The sequence below is a fragment of the Bacteroidota bacterium genome, assembly GCA_040388375.1.
In the GTDB taxonomy this organism is placed as follows: Bacteria; Bacteroidota; Bacteroidia; order UKL13-3; family UKL13-3; genus JAAFJM01.
In genome coordinates this window covers 406,614-425,528 of sequence record JAZKBU010000001.1, presented here as the reverse complement: position 1 = coordinate 425,528, position 18,915 = coordinate 406,614, and the positions used below count along the sequence as shown (strand labels likewise).

Sequence of the window (18,915 nt, the reverse complement as noted above, 5' to 3'; positions counted from 1 at the left end):
ATTTATACATGAACAAAAACCCTGAAAATTACGTTTTGATTTACCGGTTCAAACTCCTTTTTAGGGTTTTTATTTTGTTGTTTGGTTTGCTAAGCAGCTATAACAGTTATGCGCAAAAAAAAGACACCAACTATATAGCGCAGTTTTATCGGCCTTATAATATTCAGTTAAACTCTTGGCTAAATAATTTCGATTTTTATATCAATCCGCCACGCTTCAGTAACTCGCGCGAGCTGTTAAAACTGTCGCCTAACTTAAGCTGGCAAACAGGGGTGAGCTTGGGTTTAAAATATTTTACAGTGTCATTAGGTGTGCAGGTACCGGGTACCAATGGCGATGAAAAAACTTTTGGGCGAACCAACTTTTACGACTTCTCATTCAGTTACTACCAGTCGCGCTGGGGAGGAGAAATATACTCACGCTCCTTTAGCGGTATATACCGTACTTTGGGGGTTGATACCAATTTATCAATACGGCCCGATGTAAAAATATTGGCAAATGGCTTAAACTTATTTTATAACTTTAACCACCGCAAGTTTTCTTACCGCAGTGCTTTGTCTATGGCCGAGTTCCAGCGTAAGTCGTCAGGGGCCATGTTAATGATGTGTAACCTGGGTTTTAAATCTATCCAGGCAGACTCCTCATTAATACCTCCCAATATTGACTCAAAGCAGAATTATGGCGAGTTAAGCCAGATGAATCATTTGCGCTTATGGCATATTAATTTCAGGCCGGGTTATGCCTATAATTTTTGTTTTAAAGGTGGCACTTGGTTTATTTCTCCTTCGGCTTTTTTAGGCTTGGGATTAGCCTCTTTTATGGTGGTGAATCCTACCACAACGAAGAAAGGAATAAACTTTGATGCGGATACGCACGCAAAACTTTCGATGGGTAGGAATGGCGACCAATATTTCTGGAATGTGTTTGTGAATTACGATGCCAGCTTAAATGCTTTTGGTTATCCTAATTTTGTGGCCTTTCAATCAACCAGTTTTGGATTTAATATAGGCTATCGGTTTTACAGATTGATACCCAAAATTAAGTGGTTATAAATTTTATATTTGCGTTGGTGGTCAATAAAAAAACAGGTAATACAAACCGTTTCTCACGGATAATTTTTCTACTCTTTTTTGTATTGTTTGTGCAACATTCTGTTCAAGCGCAATCAAAGCTGGAAAACTATATCAATAAGATTTACGATAAGTTGGAAGGCGATTCAAGCAAGCCTAAAAAAAGTTCGTTTTTTGCATTACCCATTTGGGGTGTATACCCTGAAACGGGTTGGCAATTGGGGCTGAGTTTGGTTTATTTGTACAGGTATAGCAACGATAGCAATACGCGCCCTTCCTTAATCAGGTTGAATGGGCAAACAACAGAGTTGGGCCAATACAGTGTGCGTCCGTACATCGATATTTTTACTAAAAACAACCGATACAATATAAAAGCCATTTATACTTACAGGAAGTTTAACGAATACTTTTGGGGCATTGGTAATAACACCGCAGAGGCCAATAAAGCACTGTATGATTATGCACAAAACAGGCTGCAATTGCGTGCTACTAAGCAAGTATTAAAAGGTATGTATGTAGGCTTGCAGTACGAAGCCAACCAGATAAATAATTTTGATTTCAAGGGTAATGGTTTGTTCACTTCACCCGGTATATTGGGTAACAACGGAAGCTTTACTTCAGGTGCGGGTTTGGTGTTGAGTTTGGATAACCGCGATAAAATATATTTCCCCACCAAAGGCCATTTTATTGATATAACTAATTTGTTTAATGCAAAAGCTTTGGGCAGTGATTATACCTATAACAATATAACCATTGATGCACGTAATTATATAAAGCTATGGAAAGAAAATATTTTAGCCTTACAGGCCTATGGTAGTTTTAACGATGGCGATATTCCTTTTAAGCAATTGGCTACTATTGGCAGCGATGCATACATGAGGGGTTATTACAATGGTCGTTACAGAGATAAAAACTCTATGGCTTTTCAAGCGGAGTTACGCAAAAAAGTATGGGGTCCTATATCTCTTACTTTTTTTGGTGGCTTTGGCAATGTAGGCAATACTACTTCTGTTTTATTTGAGAACATAAAACCTAATTATGGAATTGGTTTCCGGTTTTTAGCCATCAGACGAGAGCATGTAAACGTGCGTATTGATTACGGGCGGGGAGAAAACAATATACAAGGTTTTTACTTTACCATGAACGAAGCATTTTAAATAAAAAAGGCTATAAGTTGTAAAACTTATAGCCTTTTTTATTATTGGTATTTTTGATGTTTACCGGATGTCGAAATTGAAATTAGTCATTTGCGTAGCCTGCGTTACTTTATGCGATGCGCCAAACCAACCCAGTACTTTAATTTTTGATTGACCGAAAGGAAATATATTGGAAGGAACGTTTGATACCGGTGTAGCAAACAAACCTGAAAATCCGCCACCAGTTCCATTGGTCAATTCTGTTTTCATACGTGCATAAAAGAATAGATTTTCTTTGGTAATGCTATACACTTCAACCTTTATAGAGTCGCCCGGGTAAAAGGCTGGGCGTTTCATTACATCATCTTCAACAGTATTGATAGAACGTGCAACAGGGAAATTGAAAACGGCTTCTTTTTCTAACTGCGAGTTAGGCGAATTATCAGCACTGTTTGATTCACTTACGATAACTAAGTTATTTACTTTGTTATAAAAAGTCCAACCCGTGAAACCTCCACTCTCAGCAAAGTATGGATTGGTTGCTACCGGGTTGCGTTTTACATAATATTTCAATCGGTAACTATCGCCTAAACCTGCAGGGTCAATTACTTTCATTTCCACATAACCCCAGCCTGATTTTAAAGGCCCGCCAGGTCCTGTTCTGCCAAGGCTTTCATCATTTAATATGGTAGTATAAATACTGTCTTTGTAAAATACACAAGGACGGTTAATTTTTGAATAAGAAATAACGGTATCGCCTTCAGGTAAACGAACTAATAACAAATAAGAGTGGTTAGGTTGTGGTATTATTTTGTTTGGAATATAATTACCGTTGCCAATGCTTACACAGGTATCAACAAAAAACGAACCTGCTGTTGAGTCAATAATAACTACAGTTGCATTGTTGATTTTTGGTACTTGTCCGTTCTCTGTATAACCAATCGATTTGCTTATTTTAATGGTATCTTTTATCAGCTTGGCCGGGTCTAAAGGGTCATATATTATTTGACCTTCTATTACATATTGGCTTTCGCCTTTACCTGCGTCTATATCAATTTTATCAATACAACTGCTCAGTGTTGTAATGGTTAATAATAGCACTATATATATTTTATGGAATGTTTTCATGTGTTAATTTTTATAATAAGGTTTAACTATAAAATATTAAAATTTAAAATTGTAAGTAAAGGCCGGTATAGGTACCGCAAACAATGAGAATTGAACCAATTCTGTAATGGCTGGCGACTTGTCATTGATACGTGGATACACCGCAAAGGCATTTCGTTTACCCAACAGGTTATATACCCCAAATACTATTTCCCACTCGTAGGTGTATTTCATTCGTTTAAAAAAGTTGGTAGGCATTATATCCGGTTGCTTGCGGTCTTTACTTTTTACGGTAGCCGTTAAATCAATTCTGAAAAAGTCAGGTATACGAATATTGTTTCGGGGTGCTGCCGGATTATGCGGCACCTGATAACCTTCAAAAACAAACGCATTGGTAGGTAAGTTTACGGGTGTTCCACTGCCATATACCAGATTTGTGTTAATGGTCCAACGTTTGGTTAAATCGTAACTTACCACTAAGTTTAAATTATGTAATTTATCAAAACGGGTAGGGTACCAATCGTTATTGTTTATTCTATCAACCTGGCGCTCGGTACGTGCCAATGTATAGCTTATAAAACCGGTTAAGCGGCCAGTATTCTTCTTCACAAAAAACTCTAAACCATAAGCCCTGCCTTTGCCACTTAGTATTTGCCCTTCTAAATAAGGGTTTAATAATAAGTCAGCTCCGTCTACATAGTCAATTTGATTTTGCATGGTTTTATAATAAGCCTCTACCGAAGTTTCGTAATCGTTTTTAGTGCTGCCAAAGTTTTTAAAATAACCAATGGCTACCTGATCAGAAAGTTGTGGCTTGATATTATTGGTACTTGGTGTCCATACATCTAAAGGAATAGAAGCAGCTGTGTTTGATATTAAATGCACATACTGCGTAGTACGCATATAGCTTGCTTTTAAGCTGCTTGTTGCATTCAACTCATACTTTACAGCGGCTCTTGGTTCTAAGTTAAAATAGTTTTGAATAGATTCAAAATCGTTGAACGATTGGCTGCTGATATATTCACGGCCGAAGCTGGTAAAACCTTCGCCATAATTTTGGCGTACGCCTTTACCTAAGTAATGGAAGGTAGAAAAACGCAAACCATAGCTCAATGATATGCGGCTATTGATTACCTGATCATTTGAAGCATACAAAGCATTTTCCAAAGCGTATTTGTAAGGCAAATTAATATCCTGCCTGATACCACCACTTACAAAACTTGCGTTAGCCGGTTGAAATTGGTAGAATATACTTTGTCCGCCAAAATTAATGGTGTTTTTACTGTTGAGATACCAGGTAAAATCTTGTTTTAAACTGTAGTTAATAATACGCGAAGTCCATTTAAAAGCTTCTCTGGCGCCAATATTATCAGTGCCAATTCCATAGTCGTAATTACTGTAAAAGGCTGTTGTGTTGCTAAATAATTTATCGCTGAATATATGGTTCCAACGGGCAGTTAAAGTTTGGTTACCCCAGTTAAAACCAAATGAAGCTACGCCAAAAACATCCCTACCCATATAGCCTGAAAGATATACTTTGTCTTTTTCGCTCAGGCTATAATTGCCTTTTACGGTTAAGTCGTAAAAGTATAACTGAAAACCTTTAAAGTCGGCATTGCCCGCTAAAAAAGGAGTAGCCAATACATCGCCATAACTTCTGCGGCCTGCAATAATGTAAGAGCCTTTGCCTTTTTTAATTGGCCCTTCTAATGTTAAGCGCGAAAATATTAAGCCAATACCACCTTGTGCGGCAAAGTGTTTTTTGTTTCCTTCTTTTAAACGTACATCTAAAATAGATGATAAACGTCCACCATATTTTGCATTGATTCCGCCCTTGAATAGTTTAACATCTTTAACCGCATCAGGATTAAATACAGAGAAGAAACCGAATAAATGAGATGAGTTATATACAGGTGCTTCATCCAATAAAATTAAATTCTGGTCAATACTTCCACCACGTACATTGAAGCCGGAAGCGCCTTCGCCCACAGTACTTACACCGGGTAGTAACTGTATGCTTCTTACCAAATCAACCTCGCCTAACAAGGCAGGAATTTTGCTGATGGTTTTCATGTCTAACTTGTTAGTAGACATTTCGGTTGTTTTAAGATTCTCGTCTTTTTTCTCGCTGGTAATATTAACCGTTTTAAGCTCTTTGTTTTGGGGAGCTAGTTCCAGATTCAATTTTTGGCTGGTGCTTAAGTCAATGGTTTGCGTAACCGTAGTGTAGCCTAAGTATTTTACACTTACGGTATAAGTAGCCGGAGGCAACGTTAAAGAGAAAAAACCATACTCATTGGTTATAGCCCCTTTGCCATTTTCTTTAATAAGTACCGAAACGCCAATAAGTTCTTCACCTGTTTTGTTATCGCGTATGTAACCGCTTAAAACCGATTTTTGCTGGGCAAAAACCGAAAGGCTTACAATGCTTAGAAAGGAATAAATCAGGATTGATTTTAAAGTAAAATTCATGTGTTGATTTTGCTGTTTTGCGCTGCAATATTAGTGCACAACAGTATATATTCGAACTATTTGATTAAAATTACCTTATTTGTTTTGCAAGTGGCTTACATACCCAACAGTTGGCGTTTAAAACTGATGGCAGGTTTTGGCTTTGGCAAGGAAGGATTCTTGCAAGGAGATAAAACTAAAACGGTTTAGTTGGCAGCAAGTATATTTAAGCGATATTGGTTGGGTGTTATACCTTCCATTTTTTTAAATACACGTATAAAATAATTGGCATCCGAAAATCCCAGTTCATCGCTAATGGTCGCAATTTTCAGGGTGGGGTTTTTAAGCATCTCTTTAGCTCTGTTAACCTTTTCGTTAAATATATACTCCAGCGGACTTATACCTAACTCTCTTTTAAAAACCCGGTAAAAAGTAGCTTTACTCATACAGGCTTTACTGCTTAAATTTTCTATTTGAAATTTTTCATGAATATTATTCCTGATATAACCCATAATAGATGCCAGTGGATTATTATTAACATAGGTGGCATTGCTCAGGTGGTTTAAATTTTGGTTCTGCATAATGCTAACCAATAATTCTTTTAAAGTTAAATCAGCAAAAATATCTTTATTCAGTTTACTGCTGGTACAAATAGCTATTAGTTTATTGGTGAGTAAAGCAATGGCTTCGTTGTTAAAATAATGGTATTGGTTGTAGTTCAATTGCCACGGCTGTGAACCGTTTTCTTTTGGGAAACTTTCGTTTAAGTAATGAATAGTATTGTCAATATGTGAACTATCAATAGCCAGTGCCGTACACTGTGTAGGGTTACCTGCATCTGCTTCCGGAAAGTCTATACGCATGGTAACATCAGCAGGTACAATTACACTTTCGCCCGGTAAATAATCAAAGCCTTTTTCATCAAACAAATGCATAATTTTTTTGCCCCTTAACATACTCGTTATAACAAGGCTGTTAAAAGTAAGTGGTACACTGAATGAAGACCTGTGTGTTTCAAAAACGTTCAGCTCACATTGCGCTAATGAGTAGGCTGTTCGGTTTTCAATCAATGTTTTTAATTGTGATTCGTTTGATAGTGCAACCGGATTTACATGGTATTTCATTGCTGCCTTTTTATTTGTTCAATCAAACATAGCATAATAGTAGCTAAGTGCAAATATTTTATAGCTTATGACAAAGGTATGATACAATTGTGCTACTAAATGATAGGATTGTACTATCACTTGTATAAGAGCAACTTCTATGTTCGTGTTCCATAAACATAAAATTATTATGACAACATTAGCAAAACGTCCGGCATTTAAAGCCAGATACGATCATTTCATTGGTGGCAAATTTGTAGCTCCTGTTAAAGGAGAGTATTTTGATAACTACTCACCTATAGATGGAAAAGTATTTACCCAAGCTGCCCGAGGGACAAAAGAAGATATAGATGCAGCTTTAGATGCAGCTCATGCTGCATTTCCATCATGGAGCAAAACATCAGTAGCAAGCCGCAGTGGTGTGTTGTTAAAAATTGCGCAGGTTATGGAAGATAACTTAGAGTATTTGGCAACCATAGAAACCATAGATAATGGTAAAGCCATCCGCGAAACACGTGCGGCCGATTTGCCATTGTGTATAGACCACTTCCGTTATTTTGCAGGTGTATTACGTGCCGAAGAAGGTACTATTTCAGAACACGATGAACATACTGTAAGTATTAATTTGCACGAACCATTGGGTGTAGTTGGCCAGATTATTCCCTGGAATTTTCCTTTGTTAATGGCTTCATGGAAAATGGCTCCGGCTTTAGCTGCAGGTTGTACTGTAGTAGTTAAACCTGCTGAGCAAACACCTACTTCTATTATTGTATTAATGGAACTGATTGCCGATATTTTACCCGCGGGTGTATTGAATATAGTAACAGGTTTTGGTCCGGAAGCAGGCAAGCCATTGGCTACTTCACCACGTGTAGCTAAAATAGCTTTTACAGGCGAAACCACTACAGGTCGTTTAATTATGCAATATGCTTCGGAAAACATTATTCCTGTAACGATGGAATTAGGTGGTAAATCGCCTAATATATTTTTTCCGTCAGTAGCCGATGCCGATGATGATTTTTTTGATAAAGCCATTGAAGGCGCTGTGATGTTTGCTTTAAACCAGGGTGAAGTATGTACCTGCCCATCGCGTATTTTGGTACACGAAAGCATCTACGATAAATTTATGACCCGTGTTATTGAAAGAGTAAAAGCCATAAAAATGGGTAACCCGTTAGACGGAACCGTTATGATGGGTGCACAAGCTTCTAACGATCAGTACGAGAAAATTTTATCGTATATTAAAATAGGAAAAGAAGAAGGCGCAGAAGTATTAGTGGGTGGTGATTTACAAAAACTAAGTGGCGAAGAAGGTGGAGGTTATTATATACAACCAACCATTTTAAAAGGGCACAATAAAATGCGTGTGTTCCAAGAAGAAATATTTGGTCCTGTAGTATGTGTTACTACATTTAAAACAACCGAAGAAGCATTGGAAATAGCCAACGATACTTTGTATGGTTTGGGAGCCGGTGTATGGACACGCGATGCGCATGAGCTATACCAGGTACCACGCGCTATTCAGGCAGGACGTGTTTGGGTAAATTGCTACCATGCTTATCCTGCGCATGCGCCATTTGGAGGCTATAAAAAATCGGGCTTTGGCAGAGAAACACATAAAATGATGTTGGGTCATTATCGCCAGACAAAAAATATGCTTATTTCATACAGCAAACAAAAATTAGGGTTCTTTTAGTTAACAATAAATAAAAAGAGAGAGGGTAAAATGTAACCACAAACACTTATACATACCAAGTGCTTTTGTGGTTACTTGCTTTTTATAAATATGGTAAAACGAATATTGGTAAGTAATGAAGCAGCGCAGGTAATTGCGCAGTTAAAAGAAATACAGGGTCCATTAATGTTTCACCAAAGTGGTGGTTGTTGCGATGGTTCACAACCGATGTGTTTTGCCAAAGGCGAATTTATAATTGGCTCCAGCGATGTATGTTTAGGTACCATTGAAGATTGCGAATTCTGGATGAGTAAAGACCAGTTTGAATATTGGCAACATACGCAGTTAACGGTTGATATTACACAAGGACACGGTTCAAGTTTTTCGCTGGAAATTCCAATGGGCTTACGCTTTATTATACAATCGCGCTTAATTACAGCCGATGAAGCAATAAATCTGGAGCCTGTCACTTTTAAAGAAGACTGATTGATAATTTTAAAAAAGAATTTTATTTGTAATAAAAAAACATGTCGTATCCCTATCAAATAAAAAGCTTTGATGACTACAAAGAAGCTTACCAAGAAAGTATAGAAAACCCGGAAGCTTTTTGGGCTTCTGTTGCTGATCATTTTCAATGGCAAAAAAAATGGGATAAAGTTTCGGACTGGAATTTTAAAGAACCAGATATTAAATGGTTTGAAGGAGCTAAGCTTAATATAACTGAAAACTGTTTAGACAGACACATAGAAAAATTAGGCAATAAACCTGCTATTATTTGGGAGCCTAATGACCAAGAGGAAGCACACCGGGTTTTAACCTATAAAGAATTATTGTTTAAAGTAAAGCAGTTTGCGCATGTACTTAAAAACAATGGTGTAAAAAAAGGCGACCGTGTTTGCTTATACATGGGTATGATTCCGGAGCTAGCTATAGCTGTTTTAGCTTGTGCAAGGATTGGTGCTATTCACTCCGTTATATTCGGAGGGTTCTCTGCTCAATCCATTGCCGACAGGTTAACAGATGCCAATGCTGAATTTATAATAACCTGCGATGGTGCTTATCGTGGCAATAAAGATATTCCTTTAAAAAGCGTAATAGATGATGCATTGGTAGCCTGTAAGTTTGTTAAACGCGTGATAGTATGTACACGAACCAGAACATCGGTAAGTATGATTAAAGGCCGTGATGTATGGTGGGAAGACGAAATAAAGAAAGTAGAAACACAAGGCAATCCTGATTACCCTGCTGCCGAAATGGATGCCGAAGATATTTTATTCATACTCTATACTTCAGGCTCAACAGGTAAACCCAAAGGCGTAGTGCATACTACTGCAGGTTATATGGTTTGGGCTAATTATACTTTTGTAAATGTATTTCAATACCAAACGGGGCAAATACATTTTTGCACGGCTGATATTGGTTGGATTACGGGGCATAGTTATATTATATACGGACCTTTAAGCGCAGGAGCTACTACCTTAATGTTTGAAGGCATACCTACCTGGCCCGATGCAGGCAGGCTTTGGGATGTAGTAGATAAACACAAAGTAGATATATTATATACAGCACCAACAGCCATTAGAAGTTTAATGGGCTTTGGTTTGGATTATGTAAAGAACAAAGATTTAAGTTCTTTAAAAGTTTTGGGTTCCGTTGGTGAACCAATTAATGAAGAAGCATGGCAATGGTTTTATAAAAATATAGGTAAAGAAAAATGTCCGGTGGTTGATACCTGGTGGCAAACCGAAACAGGCGGCATTATGATTTCAAACTTTGCAGGGGTAACACCACAAAAACCAACCTATGCTACTTTACCTATGCCGGGAGTTTTACCTTGTTTGGTTGATGAAAATGGAAATGAAATTTTAGGCAACAACGTAAGTGGTAACTTATGTATTAAACAACCGTGGCCGGGTATTATACGCACAACTTATAACGACCATGAGCGTTGCCGGACAGCTTATTTTGCTACCTATAATAATATGTACTTTACAGGCGATGGTTGCTTGCGCGATGAAGAAGGCAATTATAGAATTACTGGTAGAGTAGATGATGTACTCAATGTAAGCGGACACCGCATTGGCACTGCCGAAGTAGAAAATGCTATAAATATGCATAGTGGTGTGGTGGAAAGTGCTGTAGTGGGTTACCCGCATGATATAAAAGGACAAGGCATTTATGCCTATGTAATATTTGATGGCATGCATGAAAACGAAAGTTTAACCCGTCAGGATATAGCGCAAACAGTTTCGCGTATTATAGGAGCCATAGCCAAACCCGATAAAATTCAATTTGTAAAAGGATTGCCCAAAACCCGCAGCGGAAAAATTATGCGTAGAATACTGCGTAAAATAGCCGAAGGCGAAACCGGTAATTTAGGCGATACATCCACCTTACTCGACCCTTTGGTAGTGGACGAAATAAAAAGCGGTGCTTTGGTTTAAACTGTTTTATAAATCAATAACAAGAAGCCTTTACTTGAAAAAGTGAAGGCTTTTTTATTTGTAATCATTTTAAATAAACGTATGTGTTTGAGAACGAATAAAAAAGAAAGCGAAAAAATGTTCCCATAATTATTCGGTCACTTTTTAGTAACACATAGGATACGATTAGAAAATACTACTTGGGGTGATTTGCAGCATCAAAAAAAATAATTTTATGAGAAAAAATTTGACCCTTGTTCTCTTTACTCTTTGTAGTGTACTATTCCACTTAAAAGGTAAAGCGCAAATTAATGCGCAGTTTTTAGGGCGATATTCTATTGGAACATACAATTCCAATGGAGGTGTAGCCGAAATCTCTGCTTTCGATCCGGGTTCCAAACGTATGTTTGTAATCAATGGACCTGACTCTACAGTTAAAATTGTAAACATTGCAAACTCTGCCAATCCAGTTTTAATTACTACACTTTCTATTAAACCTTATGGTATTGACATCAATTCTATTGCTTGCAATAAAAAAGGTTTAATTGCTATGGCAGTTGTTGATTCGAATGGAAAAACCAATGCTAGTAGCATTGTATTTACCGATATTAATGGAAACTTTATAAGTAAAGTAAAGGCCGGTGCAAATACTGATCATATTATATTTACTTCAGATGGAAATAAATTAATATGTGCCAACGAAGGTGAACCCAATGTAGGTTATACAATAGACCCGGAAGGTTCTATTTCAATTATTGATTTAAGCGGAGGTGCGGCTTCGTTAACACAAGCCAATGTGCAAACTGCCGGTTTTACTGCTTTTAACTCTCCTGCTGTTATTGATTCAAAGATTAGAATTTTTGGAAAAATTCAGTCGGGTGGTACTTTTTTGCGTAATTCAACGGTTGCCGAAGATTTAGAACCAGAATACATAACCATTTCTGAAGATAATTCAACAGCATGGGTTACTTGCCAGGAAAATAATGCCATTGCAGTGGTAAACATTAATACTGCTACAGTAACAAGTTTATTACCATTAGGCTATAAAAACCATGTACTTTTAGGAAACGGTTTAGACCCATCAGACAGAGATAATGGTTCAAATGGTGCTTTAGCTAAAATAGATACTTTTCCTGTTTTTGGTTTGTTTTTACCTGATGGAATTTCATCGTTTAAAAGTGGAAGCCAAACTTATTTAATCACAGCCAATGAGGGAGATGCCCGCGCTGATTGGGGTACTGCCAACGTTGAAGAAAATAGAGTGGGTGATGCTGCCTATGTGTTAGATACTACTAAATTCGGTGGCGCTACCGGAGTGGCTGCTATCAAAGCCAATACTGCTTTAGGTCGTTTAACCGTTACAAACCGTTATGGCGATTTTGATAACGATGGGAAATTTGATAGTATTTTTGCTTTTGGAGGTCGCTCGTTTTCTATTTGGAATAGCACTACCGGAGCTTTGGTTTGGGATAGTAAAGATGAATTTGAACAAATTACAAAAAATAGTTACCCGGCTTATTTTAATGCAGGACATACTACCAATGCTCTTGACGATAGAAGTGATAACAAAGGACCTGAGCCGGAAAGTGTAACTGTTGGAAAAATTAAAGACAGTATTTATGCTTTTGTTGCTTTAGAAAGAATTGGTGGTATAATGATTTATAATATTACCAATCCAACTGCACCTTACTTTGTACAATATATTAATTCCAGAAATTTTAGTGTTACTCCAAGTCAGGCTAATTTGTCTACTGTGGGCGATTTAGGTCCTGAGGGAATTGCATTTATTCCTAGTTCAGAAAGTCCAAATGGTGTAAATATGATTATGCTTTCGAACGAAGTAAGTGGCACGGTAGCATTTTATACTTTAAATACACCGGAAACAGAAGGTATAACCAAATTACAAGATTATAAAAATAATACTTCGGCTACCATTGGAACATTTCAAGGCATCAATTACAAAGAAGCTGGTTTCTCCACTTTATTTCCTATTCCAAATACCAATGGAACAGAGTTTTGGACTTGCTCTGACCGTGGGGTGAATATTGATTGTGCCAATGCTAATACAGCAAGTTGCAGACCTACTTACGATAAAATGTATGCATTCCCTTCATACACGCCTAAAATTCATCGCATACGTATTGTTGGTGACTCTATACAAATTTTACAAAGTATTACCATAAAACGTCCGAATGGAACTGGTGCTACCGGTATTATTAATCCAACAGGATTAGGAAGTACCGCAGCCGAAGTAGCTTCAACTGATACTGTTCAGAATTGTGCTAACTTTAATTTAAAAACAACTCCTAAAGATACTTTTGGTATAGACCCTGAAGGATTGGTAGTTGATAAAGCGGGTAACTTCTGGTTATGCGAAGAAGGCGGAGCTACTATTTGGCAGTTAAATCCAAATGGTGTTTTAATTAAAAGATATACTCCTTACGCTCATTTAGCAGGTAAACAATCTGTAGATGTTCAAATTGATTCTGTTTTTAAATACCGCAAAAACAACCGTGGATTTGAAGGCATTTCAATTGCTCCAAACGGAAAAATTTATGCAATGATACAAAGTGGTATTTTATACCCAACCGCTACAGTTGGTGATAACAGCAGGGTTCATCGCATATTGGAAATTGACCCTGCAACCGGCAATCAACGCATGATAGTTTATTTAAATGATGGTATCATAGGAGCAAGCGGTGCTAACCAAATTAGATTAAGTGATTGGAAAATTGGTGATATGGCTGCTATTAACGATAGTACATTTTTAGTATTAGAAGCAGCAGCAAGAGGAACAAGTGATATTAAACGTTTATACAAGATAAATATAAACCAGGCTACAGCTGTACATTCAGGTTTATATGGAACAAATACTTTAGAAGGTTTAGTTGACTCAACAGGTTTAGCTGCTTATGGAATTAAAGCAGTAAGCAAAACTTTGGTTATTGATTTATTAGCAAGTGGCTGGCCTGCGGTTTTAGATAAAGCAGAAGGTTTAGCCATTATCAATGATAGCACCATTGCTATTGGAAACGATAATGATTTTGGACAAAAATCTGCTCTTGCAAATGGTATTGCTACCGCAACAGGTAATCTAAGTCATGTAATTACTTACCGTATAAGTGGTGCTAAAAAATTAGCAAATTATAAACCGGCTGTTTTATCAGTATCTTCTCAATCGGCATATGTAACACCAGCAGCAGCCGGTGTAAAAATAGATCCAATTCTTACCGTTGGTGATGCCGCTGAAAATGGCTATAAAATGGTTGGTATTCCTGATGGAACAGGAGCTTACGATAACAACAATGGAACATTTACATTATTAGTTAACCATGAGTTGGGAAATACAGTTGGTATTAACCGTGCACATGGAGCTAAAGGTGCTTTTGTTTCTAAATGGGTAATCAATAAAAACGATTTATCCGTTGTAAGTGGTGCTGATTTAATTCAAAAAGTAAATTTATATACTACAGGAATTGGGTATACTTTATACAATCCAGCTGATACTACAAGTAAAAAAGCGTTCACTCGTTTTTGCTCCGCTGATTTACCTTCGGTTTCTGCTTTCTATAATTCACTTACCGGATTAGGAACACAAGAGCGTATATTTATGAATGGTGAAGAAAATGGAACAGAGGGAAGAGCTTTTGGACACATTGCTACAGGAACGAATGCCGGTACTACATACGAGTTACCTTCTTTAGGTAAATTCTCATGGGAAAACTCAGTAGCATCTCCTGCTTCAGGTGACAAAACAGTAGTAGCCGGAATGGATGATGGAACAGATGGACAAGTTTATTTTTATGTAGGTAATAAAACCAATACAGGAAATGAAATGGACAAAGCCGGCTTAACCAATGGTAGATTATATGGAATAGCTGTAACAGGTTTAGCTGCTGAAATAAGTGCAACTGTTCCTGCTCCTAACACAGCCTTTACTATGGTTGATTTAGGAATAGTTAAAGATTCAACAGGTTTGGCTTTAAATAATACAAGTAATGCTTTATTGGTAACTAAGTTTTTAAGACCAGAAGATGGCACTTTTGACCCTTCAAATCCTAACGACTTTTATTTTGTAACTACCAATGCATTTACCGCTCCAAGCAAAATGTGGAGATTACGTTTTAATGATATTAAGAACCCTACAACTGGTGGAACTATAACTGCGGTGTTAGATGGTACTGAAGGTCCTAAAATGATGGACAATATAGGTATTGATAAATTTGGTCATATTATTATTCAAGAAGATGTAGGAAATAATGTTCATATAGGTAAAACATGGCAATACACTATTGCTAATGACAAATTAACTTTAATCGCTTCACACGATTCTACTAGATTTATAAATGGTGCTGCTAATTACTTAACACAAGATGAAGAAGCTTCTGGAGTAATTGATGTACAAGATATATTAGGTGCTGGTAATTTCTTATTGGTTGACCAAGCTCATTATGCTACCAATACTGAATTTGTAGAAGGTGGACAAATTTTAAAAATGTTTAATCCTACTACGGCCAATGCTTTTGCAGGTGCTTCACCTAATTCGTCACAAACTCCTTATTTAACTTCGGCTGCTCCAGGAGTGAAATTTAATTCCATCCTTTCTGTAGGCGATAGTGCTAACAATGGTTACAAAATGGTTGGTATACCTGATGGAACAGGTGCTTGGGATAATAACAATGGAACATTTACATTATTAGTTAACCATGAGTTGGGAAATACAGTTGGTATTAACCGTGCACATGGAGCTAAAGGTGCTTTTGTTTCTAAATGGGTAATCAATAAAAACGATTTATCCGTTGTAAGTGGTGCTGATTTAATTCAAAAAGTAAATTTATATACTACAGGAATTGGGTATACTTTATACAATCCAGCTGATACTACAAGTAAAAAAGCGTTCACTCGTTTTTGCTCCGCTGATTTACCTTCGGTTTCTGCTTTCTATAATTCACTTACCGGATTAGGAACACAAGAGCGTATATTTATGAATGGTGAAGAAAATGGAACAGAGGGAAGAGCTTTTGGACACATTGCTACAGGAACGAATGCCGGTACTACATACGAGTTACCTTCTTTAGGTAAATTCTCATGGGAAAACTCAGTAGCATCTCCTGCTTCAGGTGACAAAACAGTAGTAGCCGGAATGGATGATGGAACAGATGGACAAGTTTATTTTTATGTAGGTAATAAAACCAATACAGGAAATGAAATGGACAAAGCCGGCTTAACCAATGGTAGATTATATGGAATAGCTGTAACAGGTTTAGCTGCTGAAATAAGTGCAACTGTTCCTGCTCCTAACACAGCCTTTACTATGGTTGATTTAGGAATAGTTAAAGATTCAACAGGTTTGGCTTTAAATAATACAAGTAATGCTTTATTGGTAACTAAGTTTTTAAGACCAGAAGATGGCACTTTTGACCCTTCAAATCCTAACGACTTTTATTTTGTAACTACCAATGCATTTACCGCTCCAAGCAAAATGTGGAGATTACGTTTTAATGATATTAAGAACCCTACAACTGGTGGAACTATAACTGCGGTGTTAGATGGTACTGAAGGTCCTAAAATGATGGACAATATAGGTATTGATAAATTTGGTCATATTATTATTCAAGAAGATGTAGGAAATAATGTTCATATAGGTAAAACATGGCAATACACTATTGCTAATGACAAATTAACTTTAATCGCTTCACACGATTCTACTAGATTTATAAATGGTGCTGCTAATTACTTAACACAAGATGAAGAAGCTTCTGGAGTAATTGATGTACAAGATATATTAGGTGCTGGTAATTTCTTATTGGTTGACCAAGCTCATTATGCTACTAATACTGAATTTGTAGAAGGTGGACAAATTTTAAAAATGTTTAATCCTGCTACGGCTATCGGAGAACAATTAATTTCTATTGGATCATCACGCTCAATTAACAACGACACAGTAAGAGTTAGAGGTATAATTACCAGAGCTTGGGGTAGATTTATTTATATTCAAGATTCAACAGGAGCTATTGCTGTTCGTCAATCTTCTGGTGCCATGGTTGATTCCATTTTAAGCAGTGGTTTAAAAGAAGGCGATTTTGTAGAAGTAGTTGGAGGAAGAGGTGATTTTAACAATTATTCTCAAATTAATGTTGGAAATGGTGCATTTGGTGAAAATAGCAGAGTAACTAAATTAAGTACAAATGCAACTATTCCTGCTCCAATATTAGTAACACTAAAACAAATAAATACCAATGGTGAGCAGTATGAAAGTAAATTAGTACGTATAGTAGGTTTAAAAACCAACAGCACTGCCGCTACCTTTGCTGCAAGTAGCAATACTACCGTTTGGGATGGTCCGAATACTGGCGACAGTACTATACTAAGAGTCATTGCTGCACAAGATACCGAAGTAGAAGATGCACCGGCAGTAACTGTTTATAAAGGTTCATTCATTTTTGAGGGTATTTTAGCACAGTTCTGTTCATCGCCAACCAACGGTTGTGCATTAGGTTATCAATTATATGGAGTGCGTAAAAAAGATATCATGGAAACACCTTTATCAGCATTCAATTTATTGAACCCAACTAACAATACAAGAATAAATACAGATAGTGCAAATACTTCAGCTATTCAGGTAAACTGGAACAGTTCAGTAAATGCAACTAAATACAAATGGTTCTTAACATCAGCTACAGGTAGCTTTAATACACCTTTATTGGTTGTAAATGCTGACAATGCAGGTGCCGATACTTTGTTAAGTTTAACATCAGGTGGATTAGATGCTATGTTGGCTAACTTAAGTGTAAGCAGAGGTGATTCAATTAAAACCAAATGGACTGTATTTGCTTACAAAGGTGTGAACGATTCATTACAAGCTACACAAGTATTTAATATAACATTGGCTCGTAACAAAGCAATACTTGGTGCATTTAGTTTATCAGCTCCGGCTAACAATACCAGACTGGTAGTAGAAGAAGCAAACACAACTGCAGTAAATATTAACTGGACAAAATCGACCAATGCAATTACTTACAAATGGTTTTTAACTACTGTAGCAGGCAATTTTGCTACACCATTGTTACGCTTAAATGCAAATAATTTTGGTGCTGATAGTATATTAACCATCACAAGTGGAGCATTAGACAATGTATTGAATTCATTAAGTATTAAACGTACCGATTCAACAGTATTAAAATGGACAGTGTATGCTTATTTAACAGCTAACGATTCATTAAAAGCAAGTCAGGATTGGAACATAAATGTAATTCGTAAACGTATATTAAGTTCATTTAACTTAACAGCTCCGGCTAACAATGCAAGGGTAGAAGTAGAACAAAACAATACTACTCCAATTGTTATTACATGGTCAGCTTCAGCTAATGCAACTAAATACAAATGGAAAGCAGCTACCCTAACAGGTAACTTTACAGCTCCTTTATTAAACATGGATGCTGATAATACAGGAGCAGATGCTAAGTTAACATTAACCAGCAATGCTTTAGATGTAATACTTGCCAATAACGGAATAGCCAAAGGCGATTCGTTAAACTTAAAATGGACAGTGTATGCTTATGAAACAACCGATTCATTACAGTCAGCTGAAACATTTAATGTTAAGTTGGTACGTATGAAAAACGTGGGTATTCCTACCATTTCATCAGTAGAAAACATCAATGTGTTTCCTAATCCAAGTAACAGCGATGCTACATTGGCTATTCAATTACAATCAACAGAACATACTGTAGTTTCCTTATTAGACATACAAGGTAAAGCAGTAGTAAATGTATTGGAAAGCGATTTAACAGCAGGACAGCATAACGTTAACCTGCAAACAGCTAACTTACAAAACGGAGTTTATTTTGTAAGAGTAACAACAGGTAATAAAACCACTACTATAAAATTAGTAGTAATGCATTAATAGTTTAAATAATACAAAAAAACGGGGCACTTAAATGTGTACCC

9 protein-coding genes are annotated in these 18,915 nt (G+C 36.8%); 6 read left to right on the top strand and 3 right to left on the bottom strand.

The window, feature by feature from the left end; genetic code table 11:
• Nucleotides 1-8: 8 nt before the first annotated feature.
• Complete coding sequence (locus V4538_01950) at nt 9-1,052, top strand: DUF4421 family protein (GenBank protein MES2379774.1); 1,044 nt, start codon at nt 9-11, stop codon at nt 1,050-1,052.
• 89 nt (nt 1,053-1,141) lie between these two features.
• Entirely contained in the window at nt 1,142-2,227 is a 1,086-nt protein-coding gene (locus V4538_01945; GenBank protein MES2379773.1) for a BamA/TamA family outer membrane protein, read from the top strand.
• 60 nt (nt 2,228-2,287) lie between these two features.
• Here the strand turns inward: V4538_01945 and V4538_01940 are convergent, their stop codons facing one another.
• The 3 genes from V4538_01940 to V4538_01930 all read right to left on the bottom strand — a co-directional run bounded on the left by V4538_01940 (nt 2,288) and on the right by V4538_01930 (nt 6,888).
• On the bottom strand, nt 2,288-3,334 hold the full coding sequence (locus V4538_01940) for a DUF4249 family protein (protein MES2379772.1): 1,047 nt from the start codon (nt 3,332-3,334) through the stop codon (nt 2,288-2,290).
• A gap of 36 nt (nt 3,335-3,370) precedes the next feature.
• Nucleotides 3,371-5,785, bottom strand: coding sequence for a TonB-dependent receptor (locus V4538_01935; GenBank protein MES2379771.1), 2,415 nt, complete (start codon nt 5,783-5,785; stop codon nt 3,371-3,373).
• Nucleotides 5,786-5,970: 185 nt separating this feature from the next.
• Nucleotides 5,971-6,888, bottom strand: a complete 918-nt coding sequence (locus tag V4538_01930; protein ID MES2379770.1) for an AraC family transcriptional regulator — start codon at nt 6,886-6,888, stop codon at nt 5,971-5,973.
• A 169-nt stretch (nt 6,889-7,057) separates the two neighbouring features.
• On the opposite strand from V4538_01930, the gene V4538_01925 reads away from it, so the two are divergent.
• The 4 genes from V4538_01925 to V4538_01910 all read left to right on the top strand — a co-directional run bounded on the left by V4538_01925 (nt 7,058) and on the right by V4538_01910 (nt 18,871).
• The gene (locus tag V4538_01925; protein ID MES2379769.1) at nt 7,058-8,563 is read left to right on the top strand and encodes an aldehyde dehydrogenase family protein; all 1,506 of its coding nucleotides are present in this window, start codon (nt 7,058-7,060) and stop codon (nt 8,561-8,563) included.
• A 90-nt stretch (nt 8,564-8,653) separates the two neighbouring features.
• Nucleotides 8,654-9,028: a DUF779 domain-containing protein gene (locus V4538_01920; GenBank protein MES2379768.1), complete on the top strand. Its 375-nt coding sequence runs from the start codon at nt 8,654-8,656 to the stop codon at nt 9,026-9,028.
• A gap of 41 nt (nt 9,029-9,069) precedes the next feature.
• On the top strand, nt 9,070-10,986 hold the full coding sequence (gene acs / locus V4538_01915; protein ID MES2379767.1) for an acetate--CoA ligase: 1,917 nt from the start codon (nt 9,070-9,072) through the stop codon (nt 10,984-10,986).
• Between the two features lie 214 nt (nt 10,987-11,200).
• The gene (locus V4538_01910) at nt 11,201-18,871 is read left to right on the top strand and encodes a choice-of-anchor I family protein (GenBank protein MES2379766.1); all 7,671 of its coding nucleotides are present in this window, start codon (nt 11,201-11,203) and stop codon (nt 18,869-18,871) included.
• The last annotated feature ends 44 nt before the right edge of the window (nt 18,872-18,915 follow it).